At 62.3% G+C, this 11,482-nt stretch carries 13 protein-coding genes; 7 read left to right on the forward strand and 6 right to left on the reverse strand.

The genetic code is table 11. The features are described from left to right. Positions 1 to 18 precede the first annotated feature (18 nt). The 4 genes from OIK44_RS21015 to OIK44_RS21030 form a co-directional block, all read right to left on the reverse strand. Positions 19 to 810: an ABC transporter ATP-binding protein gene (locus tag OIK44_RS21015; RefSeq protein ID WP_273673640.1), complete on the reverse strand. Its 792-nt coding sequence runs from the start codon at positions 808 to 810 to the stop codon at positions 19 to 21. An 8-nt stretch (positions 811 to 818) separates the two neighbouring features. Beyond that, positions 819 to 1,643 carry an ABC transporter permease gene (locus OIK44_RS21020; RefSeq protein ID WP_273673642.1) on the reverse strand — a complete coding sequence of 275 codons (825 nt, stop codon included), beginning with the start codon at positions 1,641 to 1,643 and terminating at the stop codon, positions 819 to 821. An 11-nt stretch (positions 1,644 to 1,654) separates the two neighbouring features. Then, complete coding sequence (locus tag OIK44_RS21025; RefSeq protein ID WP_273673644.1) at positions 1,655 to 2,641, reverse strand: ABC transporter substrate-binding protein; 987 nt, start codon at positions 2,639 to 2,641, stop codon at positions 1,655 to 1,657. A 325-nt stretch (positions 2,642 to 2,966) separates the two neighbouring features. Continuing rightward, complete coding sequence (locus OIK44_RS21030) at positions 2,967 to 3,242, reverse strand: hypothetical protein (protein WP_273673646.1); 276 nt, start codon at positions 3,240 to 3,242, stop codon at positions 2,967 to 2,969. Positions 3,243 to 3,721: 479 nt separating this feature from the next. On the opposite strand from OIK44_RS21030, the gene OIK44_RS21035 reads away from it, so the two are divergent. From OIK44_RS21035 to OIK44_RS21065, 7 genes are all read left to right on the forward strand, one after another. After that, entirely contained in the window at positions 3,722 to 4,210 is a 489-nt protein-coding gene (locus OIK44_RS21035) for a winged helix-turn-helix domain-containing protein (protein WP_420213876.1), read from the forward strand. A 252-nt stretch (positions 4,211 to 4,462) separates the two neighbouring features. After that, the gene (locus tag OIK44_RS21040; protein ID WP_273673648.1) at positions 4,463 to 5,323 is read left to right on the forward strand and encodes a M90 family metallopeptidase; all 861 of its coding nucleotides are present in this window, start codon (positions 4,463 to 4,465) and stop codon (positions 5,321 to 5,323) included. Between the two features lie 195 nt (positions 5,324 to 5,518). Next, positions 5,519 to 6,850, forward strand: a complete 1,332-nt coding sequence (locus OIK44_RS21045; protein ID WP_273673805.1) for an ATP-binding protein — start codon at positions 5,519 to 5,521, stop codon at positions 6,848 to 6,850. 143 nt (positions 6,851 to 6,993) lie between these two features. Beyond that, the gene (locus OIK44_RS21050; protein WP_273673650.1) at positions 6,994 to 7,833 is read left to right on the forward strand and encodes a transporter substrate-binding domain-containing protein; all 840 of its coding nucleotides are present in this window, start codon (positions 6,994 to 6,996) and stop codon (positions 7,831 to 7,833) included. 49 nt (positions 7,834 to 7,882) lie between these two features. Beyond that, positions 7,883 to 8,578, forward strand: a complete 696-nt coding sequence (locus OIK44_RS21055) for an amino acid ABC transporter permease (RefSeq protein WP_273673652.1) — start codon at positions 7,883 to 7,885, stop codon at positions 8,576 to 8,578. Continuing rightward, positions 8,578 to 9,273 carry an amino acid ABC transporter permease gene (locus OIK44_RS21060; protein WP_273673654.1) on the forward strand — a complete coding sequence of 232 codons (696 nt, stop codon included), beginning with the start codon at positions 8,578 to 8,580 and terminating at the stop codon, positions 9,271 to 9,273. The genes OIK44_RS21055 and OIK44_RS21060 overlap by 1 nt, the downstream gene beginning before the upstream one ends. Beyond that, a complete protein-coding gene (locus tag OIK44_RS21065; RefSeq protein ID WP_273673656.1) occupies positions 9,270 to 10,013 on the forward strand; it encodes an amino acid ABC transporter ATP-binding protein in 744 nt (247 codons plus the stop codon). Before OIK44_RS21060 ends, OIK44_RS21065 begins: the two co-directional genes overlap by 4 nt. Positions 10,014 to 10,067: 54 nt before the next feature. Here OIK44_RS21065 and OIK44_RS21070 read toward each other — a convergent pair whose 3' ends face one another. Both OIK44_RS21070 and OIK44_RS21075 read right to left on the reverse strand, forming a co-directional pair. After that, complete coding sequence (locus tag OIK44_RS21070) at positions 10,068 to 10,574, reverse strand: hypothetical protein (RefSeq protein WP_273673658.1); 507 nt, start codon at positions 10,572 to 10,574, stop codon at positions 10,068 to 10,070. A gap of 420 nt (positions 10,575 to 10,994) precedes the next feature. Continuing rightward, complete coding sequence (locus OIK44_RS21075; protein WP_273673660.1) at positions 10,995 to 11,156, reverse strand: hypothetical protein; 162 nt, start codon at positions 11,154 to 11,156, stop codon at positions 10,995 to 10,997. Positions 11,157 to 11,482 lie beyond the last annotated feature (326 nt).

Genomic DNA, 11,482 nt, shown 5'->3' on the forward strand with positions numbered 1-11,482 from the left:
TCTCTTTCTCAGTATGGTTTAGTCGGCCGTGCTGCTGAGCAGTTCGGCGTTGTGGTGGCGCTGCTGTTCTTCCATCACCATTTCGCCCAGCATGCGCTTGATGCGGTTGAATTCCGGATCGCTGGGGTCGCGCGGCCGCTCCAGGGTGATGGCCACGTCGCGCTTGATGGTGCCGGGGCGGTAGGTCATGACGATGGTGCGGTCGGCCAGGTAGATCGATTCCTCGATGCTGTGCGTGACGAAGACGATGGTGGTGCCGAACACTTTCCAGATTTTCAGCAGCTCGTCCTGCAAATTGCGCCGGGTCAGCGCGTCGAGGGCGCCGAACGGTTCGTCCATCAGCATGATGGGCGAGTCCAGCGCCAGCACGCGGGCGATGGCGACGCGCTGGCGCATGCCACCCGACAGGTCTTTCGGGTAGCGGGCGCGGAAGTCCTGCAAGCCCAGCATGTTCAGCAGCATGTCGACGCGCTCCTTGGTCTGCGCCGGGCTGCGTCCGGCGATTTCCAGGCCGAAGGCGATGTTGCGCTCGATCGTCATCCAGGGGAACAGCGCGTATTCCTGGAACACCATGCCGCGGTCGGGGCCGGGTTCGGTGATGGGTTTGGCGTCGGCCAGGATCTGCCCCGAGCTGGGGTGCGAGAAGCCGGCGATGGCGTTGAGCAGCGTCGATTTGCCGCAGCCGGACGGTCCCAGCAGGCAGATGAATTCGCCGCTGGCGATCTGCAGATTGATGTCCTTGAGCGCGACGACGTCGCCGCCTTGGCCGGCGAACACTTTGTTGACTGCGTTGATGTGTATGGTTGTCATGGCGCTTCCTAGTTGTGGTCGAGGCCGCGGTGCCACTTCAGCAAGTGGTTGTTCAGCGCGTTCATGGCGGTGTCGATGGCCAGGCCGAAGAAACCGATGGTGAACATGCCGGCGATGATTTTATCGGACCAGAAATATTCGCGCGCCTCCAGGATGCGGAAGCCCAGGCCGTTGTTGACGGCGATCATTTCGGCGACGATGACGACGATGAAGGCCGTGCCCATGCCGATGCGGGCGCCGGCCAGGATGTAGGGCGTGGCGGCCGGCAGGATGACGCGGCGGAACATCGTCATCTGGCTGGCGCCCAGGTTGCGGGCGGCGCGGATGTAGATGCCGTCGACCTGGCGCACGCCGGCGATGGTGTTCATCAGCACGGGGAAGAAGGAACCTATGCTGATGAGGAAGAAGGCCGGCGGGTTGCCCAGGCCGAACCACAGGATGGCCAGCGGAATGTAGGCGATGGGCGGAATCGGGCGCAGGATCTGCACCAGGGGGTCGAACAGCTTGTAGATGGTGGTGTTACTGCCCATCAGCAAACCGAGCGGCAGCGCCAGGCCGGCGCCGATCAGGAAGCCGCCGATGACGCGCGACAGGCTGGCCCAGGCGTCGTGCGGCAATTCGCCCGACAGCAGCCACAGCAGATAGTTGCCGGCCTCGGGCGTGTAGGCTTCCATCGGCGCCAGGTATTCGCACCATTTGCGCATCACGGCCAGCGGCGAGGGCAGGATTTGCGGGTTGATCCAACCCATGCTGGAGAGCCCCTGCCACAGGGCCAGCGCGGCCAGCGGCACGGCGGCGCCGTGCAGCAGCCGTTTCAGGAAGAGGGTGTTCATCGCTGCCCCTCTTATTTAGCGGCCGGCACGGATTTCTTGGCCGCTTCCAGCAAGTCCAGCTTGACCCAGTCCTTGGCGGCCGGCGGCGCCGCCATGCGGCCCACGCCGTACTTGCTCATGTAGTCGGTGGTCAGTTGCACGTGGCCCAGCGTGATGTCTTCGGTGAAGCTGGCGTTGTCCATCGCGTCGCGGTAGTCGTCGGAGCTGACCTGGTTCTTGAACATCGACTCGCGCACATATTTTTCGGCCAGCTTGGGGTCGGCGATGAACAGGCGGGTGGCGGCGACGAAGCACTGCATGAAGCGCTCGGCGACGTCGCGCCTTTCCTTGTACATTTTTTCCGACATCACCAGCGCGCGCACCGGCTCGCCCAGCGGCGTGTCATACGGCTTCATGATTTCGCTGCCGTATTTCTTGTGGATGGCCTGGGTCGAATACGGCTCGGACTGGCTCATCGCGTCGATTTCCTTGGTCAGCAGGGCCTGGTTCAGGTCGGGATAGCCCATGTACATGATCAGCACGTCCTTGCCCGGCTTGTCGGACCAGCTCATCTTGTTTTTCGCCAGTTCGGCGAACAGCAGGACTTCCTGCGGGCCGCCGCGGGTGACGCCGACTTTCTTGCCCTTCAGGTCGGCGATGCCGCGCAGGTTCAGCTCGGGCCGGCCGACGATGCGCACGCCGCCCTTGGCGAAGCCGGCCACCACGTAGACCGGCACGCCGCTGGCGCGGCCGGAAATGGCCGCCTCCAGGCCGCTGGCCGAGACGTCGATTTCGCCGGCGATGATGGCCGGCACGATGTCGAGGCCCTTGGAGAAGTTGCGTTCCTCGATTTTCAACTGGTACTTGGGCGCGATTTCCTTCATGTACGCGACCGCGCCGTAGTGGGCGAACTTCAGGTTGCCGAGCCGGACCACGTCGACGGCCTGGGCCGCCGATGGCAGTTGGGCCGCCAGCACGAGCGCCGCCGCCAGGATCTTGCTGCCGAAAGATGTCTTCATTACAGAGTTTGTCGCCATTTGCTTCTCCAGGTTGGAAAGTTTGCCTCGCTGCTTCTGTGGCAGCCGCATGATAGTAAGAGCATCTTCTGTGCCATAGGACAACTTTTCCGGATTTTTTTTAAGTCCTTGATTTGCATGGGAAATAACGGCGGGCGCGGCGCTGCGCCGGCGGGCCGATTCTGCGCTTTCGCACAAGGGCGTCGAATATTGTCTGGATTGCCGCACGGGCGGGATGGGTTGAACTAAGTCGGCCATGGCCGATCAAAGTGGTAAGCGGCGGCCGGCGCCGGTCTGTGCCGGCGCCGGGAAAGCGCGGCGCGGCGCTTTATTTGGCTTGCGGCGGCGGCTCGGCGGGTTTGCCCGGTTCGCCTTTGGGGCCGGCTTCGCCCGGCGCGCCGGGAGCGCCATCCGCGCCCGGTTTGCCGGGTTCGCCGGCAGGGCCGGGCACCGGCGTGGGCACCGGCGTGGGCACCGGCACGGGCACGGGCACCACGACCGGGGCCGGCGCCGCAACCACCGGGGTCGGCGGCTCGGCGGGTTTTTGGCAAGCACCCAGCGCCGCGGCGGCAACCATGGCGAGAAGGAGGGAATAGTTTTTCATGGCGATTCCTTGGGAAAAAGGCCGGGTGCGGGATGCGCCCGGCGAAGCGGGTCGCGGCGCAACGCGGCGTATCACGTTGCGGGCCGGCCCAGCATACGCAAGCCCTTGCGCATGCTCTGTACGAGGACGCACACAGCGGGGCTGTCGGCGGCCGGGCGGGCAAATCGGCAATGTTGATTAATTTGCTCTTATGTTCGTTGCCGCACAGACCGAAACGCTCATCACGGGCATTCTTGTGGCAGAAGTCGGAATTATGGGTCGCCGATTGGCACGGGGCTTGTCGATAGGGCGCTGATTCCTACTATTTGCTATCGTTACTAAGGAGTATTCAAATGCATGCAATGAGACAATCTCACGCCCCCTCAGCCGGCGATACCAAAGCAGCGCACCAGGACCTTCGCGGCGCCGAGCGCTCTACGCAACTGGCCCTGGTCGAGCGCGTCGCGCCGATCCCGCCGGAACGCCGTAATCCGATTTCGATGGCGCCTATCGAGCGCGTGCGCTCCACCTCGGCCACGCTGCGCCGCATTGAAAACATGCAAAAGCTGATCGGTGAACTGTCCCTGCATGAAATGCTGGCCGACGAAATCGCCTGGTTCCTGAAATTTTCACCGTCCGGCGCCCGCAAATACATCCGCGACCTGCGCGACGCCGGCGTCATCGAGCTGGCCCGCTATATCGAGGGTACGGCCACCTATCTGGGCAAGGCCGTGTACCAACTGACGCCCGATCCGGAGCGGGTGCGCGCCTTCCTCGCCGCCATCGTGCAGCCGAAGCGCGAAGGCGCGCCGCCGCGCAAGGACCGTCCGGGCCTGCGCGAGCAGAGCATGGCCGGCAGCGGCCGCCATTTCCACATCCTGGCCGACGACACCCATTACGCGATACGCGTCAACCGCGGCCCGGTGATGCGCGATCCGCTGGTGGCGGCGCTGTTCGGCTCGGCGCCGTCGCAGCAAAAAAGCGAGTAAGGACGGGCGCGGCGGCGGCCGGCGGGCCGCCCTTGCCGCCATGGCCGGGCCTTGTGCCCGGCTGTTGGTGTTTCTACGCGTAAATGATTTCCGGCCAGGCGAATTGAAATGCCGGCAAGGAGCCCCATCTGATGTAGATGCGGCCGCGCCGCGCCACGGCGCCCGTGCCGTCCTGTCCCGCCTGAAAGGAATGCCCCTTATGTTGACTGTCGCCCTGCCGTTCCATCCCCCGTCCCTGCGCGGGGCCGCTTGATGGAGGCGTTGATCTGGGTAGGTGTCACGGCCTTGATCATCGCGCTGCCGCTCTGGCTGCCGCGCTGGCGCCTGAACCGGGCGCTGGCGCGGCCCTTGCCGGCGGAGGCGCTCGACATCCTGGGCCGCAATATGCCGATTTATGCGCGCATGCCGGCCGAGCTGCAGGCGCAATTGCAGCGGCTGGTGGCGCAATTCCTGTACCAGAAGCGTTTCATCGGCTGCGACGGCCTGGAGGTCGACGATGAAATGCGCGTCACGATCGCCGGCCAGGCTTGCCTGTTGCTGCTGAACCGCTACACCCGCGTCTACCCCGAGCTGCACACGATCCTCGTCTATCCGAGCGAGTTCCTGGTCGAGCGCAGCGAAGTCGGCCCCGGCGGCGTCATCACCGAGAGCGAAGACGGCTTGCTGGGCGAGTCCTGGGGCGACGGCCGCGTGATCCTGGCCTGGGACCACGTGCAGCGCGGCGCCGCCGACTGGAGCGACGGCAGCAACGTCGTGCTGCACGAGTTCGCCCATCAGCTCGACAGCGAGTCGGGCGCGCCGAACGGCGCGCCCTTCCTCGGCGACGCGTCGAACTATCACAACTGGGCCGCCGTGCTGTCGCGCGATTACGCGGATTTGCGCCACGACGCGATTTATCGCCAGCCGAGCGTGCTCGATCATTACGGCGCCAACAGCCCGGCCGAGTTCTTTGCCGTCGCCACCGAGACTTTCTTTGAGAAGCCGCACCAGATGGCCGCGCGGCACGCGGCCCTGTACGGCGAATTGCAGAAATATTACCGGGTCGACCCGCGCGACTGGCTGCCGGCGCCGGCGCCGGAATGGGCGGCCCACGACTGCCTGGAGCAGCGCTAAAATTGTCTTTGCATGGTATTAAATTAAGGCATAATTCATCCAGCCACCGGGCGCAATGCCGTGCTGGGAAACTGCCTATCGTAATGACCAGCCGGGCTCCGCCCCTTAGGCTGGTGGCGCCCTGGGCCTGATTGCCGGCGCCTTGGTAGCGGTGGCGGCGGCGCGCGCATCCGGCAATCCAGCGAGGTCATGCTTATGCAATTCGAGGAATTCGAATTCTTTTCATCCGATGCCCCGGTGACTGCCCCCGCACCGACGCCGCGCGAAGCCGCATCGCCCCTCGTGCGTCTGCAATACCTGGTCGACAATACGCCCGCCATCATCTATTGCACGGTGCCCAGCGGCGATTTCAAGATGACCTTCGTCAGCAATAACGCCTTGAATGTGCTCGGTTACCGCCCGGAAGAGATGGTGGCCGACCCGAATTTCTGGTTCGACCATATCCATCCGGACGACGCGCCGAATATCTTTTCCAGCCTGGCGCTGGTGTTTACGGAAGGGCAGCGCGCCTACGAATACCGCTTTCGCGCCAGCGACGGTTCCTACTTGTGGATGCACGACACGCTGCGCCTGATCCGCGACGAGCGGGGCGCACCGCTGGAGGTGATCGGCGCGCTGACCGACATTACCAGCCGCAAGAGGATGGAGGAGGCGCTGCAGGCCAAGGGCGAGGAGCAGCAGACGCTGATCGCCAAGCTGCAGGAGGCGCACGACCAGTTGCTGCAGTCGGAAAAGATGGCCTCGATCGGCCAGTTGGCCGCCGGCATCGCCCATGAAATCAATAATCCCGTCGGTTTCGTCAATTCCAATATGGGTTCGCTGCAAGGCTATGTGACGACCTTGTTTGGCGTCATCGAACAGTATGAGCAGGCGATCGGCATGCTGAAGGGCAATCCGGAGATCGGCGCGCGCATGGCGCAGATACGCGAGGGCGCCGACCTGGCTTTTTTGAAGGATGACGTCAACGATCTGGTCAAGGAATCGATGGATGGCCTGAAGCGGGTGCGCGACATCGTCCAGTCGCTCAAGGATTTTTCCCACGTCGGCGAAACCGAGTGGCAGATCGCCGACCTGCATCACGGACTCGACAGCACGCTGAACATCGTCTCCAATGAAATCAAGTACAAGGCCACGGTCGAGAAGCAATACGGCGTGCTGCCGCAGGTGAAGTGCCTGGCGTCGCAATTGAACCAGGTGTTCATGAATCTGCTGGTCAACGCCGGCCATGCGATCAAGGAGCGCGGCACGATTACGATACGCACAGGTTGCGCCAACGACTGGGTGTGGATCGAGGTCGGCGACACGGGCGGGGGCATTCCGCCGGAAAACCTGACGCGGATTTTCGAGCCGTTTTTCACCACCAAGCCGGTCGGCAGCGGCACCGGCCTGGGTTTGTCGCTGTCGTATGGCATCGTCACCAAGCACGGCGGCAAGATCGAGGTCGCCTCGGAAGTCGGCAAGGGCACGCGCTTCACGATACGCCTGCCCGTGCATCCGCCGGCCAGCCTGGGCCCGGCCGGCACTTGATCCCCCTTGCCGCCGCTGCGGCTATCCCATATATCACTTTCGGTATATCGTTGCGCAAAACCATTCGTTTCTGATCTTTGTTGCCTGGGTTCTAATGGTCTGCATGTGCAATCAGCGCATCCAGACCACGCCAAGGAGAATCCATGCATTTACGTTTGAATCGTGTCGCCATTGCCGCCGCCCTGATCGGCGCTTCCGCCATCGCCCCGCCCGCGTATGCCGACCAGCTTGCCAATATCAAGGCGAAGGGCGAGCTGGTCTGCGGCGTGCTGGGCACGGACGAGCCGAACAGCTTCGTCGATCCGGCCTCGCGGCAGATCGTCGGCTATGAAGTCGACCTGTGCAACGCGGTGGCGAAGAAGATCGGCGTCAAGCCGGCCATCAAGCAATTGGCGGTGGCGGCCCGCGTGCCGGAACTGCAGCAGGGCCGCGTCGACATCCTGGCGGCCTCGCTGACGCACAATAAGGAGCGCGAGGCGCTCGTCGATTTCTCGCTGTCGACCTTTATCACGGGCCAAAAAGTGCTGGTGAAGAAAAGCAGCAATATCGCCAGCGTGGCCGCGCTGGCCGGCAAGAAGGTGTTGACCGTCAAGGGCGGCACGCAGGAGCCGAACATCCGCAGGGCCGTGCCCTCGGTCGACGTGGTCACCTATGAAACGACGGTGCAAGCCTATCTGGCGCTGCAGCAGGGCAAGGGCGTCGGCTATGTCGACGACGAGGCTTCGCTGCTGAACAATTACGCGAAGCTGGGCGCGGCGCAGAAGGATTATCTGGTGCTGCCGCAAAGCATCAGCACCGAGGCGCTGGCGCTGGGCATCAAGAAGGGGGAGACGGGCTTGAAAACGCTGGTCGACGGCGTGCTGCGCGAACTGGAAAAGTCGGGCGACGGCGAGAAGCTGTTTTTCAAATGGTATGGCCCGGACACCAAGCTGAAATTCGACAAGCGGACCTTCAAGTTCGAGTCGGACAAGGTGGCGGCTTGACGCAGGCATGGCGCCGCCCGCCCGCCGGGCGGCGCATGGGCACGACACCATGACGTATTTCGACCTCTCCCTGTTATTGTCCGGCAGCTATCACGACTGGCTGTTGTCCGGGCTACGGATTTCCCTCCAGTTAAGCGCCATCACGCTGGTGTTTGCGCTGCCGCTGGCCGTCGCCGTGGCCTTGCTGCGGCTGGCGCCCTCGCGCGCGCTGAACGGCTGCGGCTTTGCCTTCGTCGAGGCGATCCGCAATGTGCCGCTGCTGGCGCACATGCTGTTCTGGTATTTCGGCGCGCCGGAATTGCTGCCGCAGGCGTGGAAGGAGCGCCTGTACGCCGGCAATATCGAGGCCGTCGGCGCCGTGGTGGCGCTGACGCTGTACACGGCCGCCTACATGGCGGAGGATATCCGCAGCGGCATCCGCGCCATTCCGCCGCAGCAATTCGAGGCCGGCCGCGCGCTCGGCTTCGGCTTTCTGGCGACCATGCGCCTGCTCATCCTGCCGCAGGCGCTGCGCGTGACGGCGCCGCCGCTGATTTCGCAAACCCTGAATCTGTGGAAGAACACCAGCATCGCCACCGTGATCGGCGTGGCCGAGATGATGTACGAGGCGCAGCGCGTCGAGACGACGTCCTTCCGCAGCGTCGAGGCCTTCGCTTTCGCCACCGCCTGCTACCTGGCCGTGTCGCTGGCCATCGCCGCGCTGGCCGCCTGGGCGCAGCAGCGCCATGCGCGCGGGGGGGCGTGATGCTGGAGCTAATACAACATTACTGGGTCTACTTCTTCATCGGGCAATACCCGAACGGGCCGCTGGGGGGCCTCGCCCTGACGCTGTTGCTGGCGGCGCTGGGCCTGGTGCTCAGCCTGCCGCTCGGTTTGCTGCTGGGGCTGGCGCGGGTCAGCCCCTACCGGGCGCTGCGCTGGCCGGTGACGGCGCTGGTCTACGTGGTGCGCGGCACGCCGCTGCTGCTGGTGATCTTCTGGGCGTATTTTTTCCTGCCCAGCGTGACGGGCCACAAGACCGACCAGTTCACGACGATGCTGGCGGCGCTGGTCATCTTCGACGGCGTCCACCTGGCCGAGATCGTCCGCGCCGGCATCCACGGTTTGCCGGCCGGACAGGTCGAATCGGCCCGCTCGCTGGGCCTAGGCTATGCGGCGGCGATGCGCTTTGTCGTGCTGCCGCAGGCCCTGCGCAATATGCTGCCCTCGCTGGTGAACCAGTTCGTTTCCACCATCAAGGAAACCTCGCTCGGCTACATCATCGGCCTGACCGAGGTGGCCTTCATCGCCTCGCAAGTCAATGTGCAGGTGCTGACCAAATCGACCGAGGTGTACTTCCTGCTGGGCCTCACTTATTTCATCCTGTGCTTCGGCCTGTCGCGCTTCGCCTTCTGGCTGGAGCAGCGCGGCGCCGGGCAGAAAAGAGTTATCGCCGCATGATCAAGTTTGATACAGTGAATAAATTCTACGGACATTACCACGCCCTCGTCGACGTCAGCGAGCAAGTGTCGAAGGGCGAGGTGGTGGTGGTGTGCGGCCCTTCCGGTTCGGGCAAGTCGACCTTGATACGCACGCTGAACCGGCTGGAGCCGATCGCCTCGGGACGCATCGAGGTCGATGGCCAGGACATCCACGCGCCCGGGCTGGACTTGAACCAGTTCCGCTCGCGCATAGGCTTCGTGTTCCAGCAGTTCAACCTGTTCCCCCACCTGACGGTGCTGGACAATTGCGCGCTGGCGCCGACGCGCCTGCGCGGCTTGAGCCGGACCGAGGCGGAGCGGCAGGCGCTGGCGCTGCTGGAGCGGGTCGGCATGGCGCACAAGGCGGCCGCGCTGCCGGCGCAGTTGTCGGGCGGCCAGCAGCAGCGCGTGGCGATCGCGCGGGCGCTGGCGATGCAGCCGCCCTTGATGCTGTTCGACGAGCCCACCAGCGCGCTCGACCCGGAGATGGTCGGCGAGGTCTTGCTGGCGATGCGCGACCTGGCGCGCGACGGCATGACGATGGTGTGCGTGACGCACGAGATGGGTTTCGCGCGCGAGGTGGCCGACCGCGTGCTGTTCATGGACCAGGGCAGGGTGCTGGAGCGGGCCGCGCCGGAGGAGTTTTTCCAGCGGCCGCAGCACCCGCGCGCGCAGCAGTTCCTATCCGATATACGCATGCCGTTCACAGCCGTGTTTTGAGTGTGTGACGGGCGTGAACCGGGCGCGGCGGAAGCTGCCGCAGCGCTGGCGCCTTTAACCGATGCGATTTGTCACGAACGCCTGGAAAAGAAAGCTCGTCAAATTGACCAGGGCGTGAGGGAGTGCCGTTGCGATGAAGGCGGATTTGAATGAGTGCTTCCGCCACGTCAGGTAGGCGGCTGAAAATATAAAAAAACTCCAGACCGTTCCAAAAAACCATATCGGCGCCGTCAATCCATGCAGGACGCCCCATATCAAGGCCGCGGCCATCGCTGCGCCAGGCCTGTTTTTTATCGGAATCGACAAGATCGCAAGTGTGAGCGCCAGAAGCAGGCTTTCCACGGCGGGGGAGAAAACCACGACGACGAAGAATTCAAGCCCGTTCGTGGAGGTCGCAGGGATGTTGGCATGGCGGTTGTCGCCGCCGATCAGCCCTATCGCCACGTAGACAATGGTGGCAAGTGCCAGCGATGGAATGATTGCTAAAAGAAACGATGAAAAACTGTGCCGCAGCAGGGTGGTGGAAGGGGGCGAGAATAGAAAGTGGCGTAATCGTTGCATGTATTTTTATTCCAATACTGGCCATATATCATTGGCGAAAAAATGGCTGGATGCTGTATTTCAATATTTCCGAAAGATGATATTTTGGCGAGTAAATCTGGAATTGACATTGCTGGTTATGGGGTTAATATTTCAAAGTTGCAAAAAATACTTCTGAAATATTCAATATGCCTGGCGTAAATACGCCAGGCTGATAATTCGATCGCGAACGATCAAATTCTATTCTCTGTCAGAGTTGACTCAACTAGCTATCGCAGAACGAGAAGGGGCCTGAGGCAGGTTGCTCAGGGCTTCCCCAATGGCCTTCACCGCTCTGTGAGCAGATGCGCCGAGTTCATACATGCTTATTCCGCCCGCAACTTTGCTTATTTCAGCCTGATTTAATTCAATCATAAATCCCTCAATATAAACAGTGTTAATTTATTGTACGGAATCCCAGCCTGCTTTAAATTCCTTGGCTGCACCGACTGCATATTGGCCAATCGCTGACGCGGCGATGGCTCTGGCAGCAAACTTAAGAGCCTCAGCGGCTGGTCCCGCCCCGCTGACTTCATTAATTTCCATTACATTCAATTCTTGCATGGTGTCTCCAAGTTTGGTTTGTTTCATTGATAGGAAAACAGATGAAGCTCCAACGGGGAGTTGGATTCTTCGATGCTCATCTTAGATATGTTTTATTTTTATGTCAATATTATTTTTAATTCAATTATTTTCTTGTGGTAATGGTGAGAGCCGGTCATATGATCAGGAACGTGTTGAGACAACGATTTTCGCGGTGCAATGGACTGCCCGTGCAGGTCCGAAGATGTTCGCTGTAAGTTGAACCGCAGATGTTCTGGGCGGAAAATATCTTGGCGAATGCGCGCTGTGTTGGGGGGCTGGTACGGTGTCTTGCGAATATTGAATGC

This window comes from Janthinobacterium fluminis, assembly GCF_028595325.1.
Classification (GTDB): domain Bacteria; phylum Pseudomonadota; class Gammaproteobacteria; order Burkholderiales; family Burkholderiaceae_D; genus Janthinobacterium; species Janthinobacterium fluminis.

Bases quoted from the DNA above. Each gene is read 5' to 3' on its own strand.
- OIK44_RS21015 (WP_273673640.1), bottom strand. From the start codon at position 810: ATGACAACCATACACATCAACGCAGTCAACAAAGTGTTCGCCGGCCAA.
- OIK44_RS21020 (WP_273673642.1), bottom strand. From the start codon at position 1,643: ATGAACACCCTCTTCCTGAAACGGCTGCTGCACGGCGCCGCCGTGCCG.
- OIK44_RS21025 (WP_273673644.1), bottom strand. From the start codon at position 2,641: ATGAAGACATCTTTCGGCAGCAAGATCCTGGCGGCGGCGCTCGTGCTG.
- OIK44_RS21030 (WP_273673646.1), bottom strand. From the start codon at position 3,242: ATGAAAAACTATTCCCTCCTTCTCGCCATGGTTGCCGCCGCGGCGCTG.
- OIK44_RS21035 (WP_420213876.1), top strand. From the start codon at position 3,722: ATGGCGCCTATCGAGCGCGTGCGCTCCACCTCGGCCACGCTGCGCCGC.
- OIK44_RS21040 (WP_273673648.1), top strand. From the start codon at position 4,463: ATGGAGGCGTTGATCTGGGTAGGTGTCACGGCCTTGATCATCGCGCTG.
- OIK44_RS21045 (WP_273673805.1), top strand. From the start codon at position 5,519: ATGCAATTCGAGGAATTCGAATTCTTTTCATCCGATGCCCCGGTGACT.
- OIK44_RS21050 (WP_273673650.1), top strand. From the start codon at position 6,994: ATGCATTTACGTTTGAATCGTGTCGCCATTGCCGCCGCCCTGATCGGC.
- OIK44_RS21055 (WP_273673652.1), top strand. From the start codon at position 7,883: ATGACGTATTTCGACCTCTCCCTGTTATTGTCCGGCAGCTATCACGAC.
- OIK44_RS21060 (WP_273673654.1), top strand. From the start codon at position 8,578: ATGCTGGAGCTAATACAACATTACTGGGTCTACTTCTTCATCGGGCAA.
- OIK44_RS21065 (WP_273673656.1), top strand. From the start codon at position 9,270: ATGATCAAGTTTGATACAGTGAATAAATTCTACGGACATTACCACGCC.
- OIK44_RS21070 (WP_273673658.1), bottom strand. From the start codon at position 10,574: ATGCAACGATTACGCCACTTTCTATTCTCGCCCCCTTCCACCACCCTG.
- OIK44_RS21075 (WP_273673660.1), bottom strand. From the start codon at position 11,156: ATGCAAGAATTGAATGTAATGGAAATTAATGAAGTCAGCGGGGCGGGA.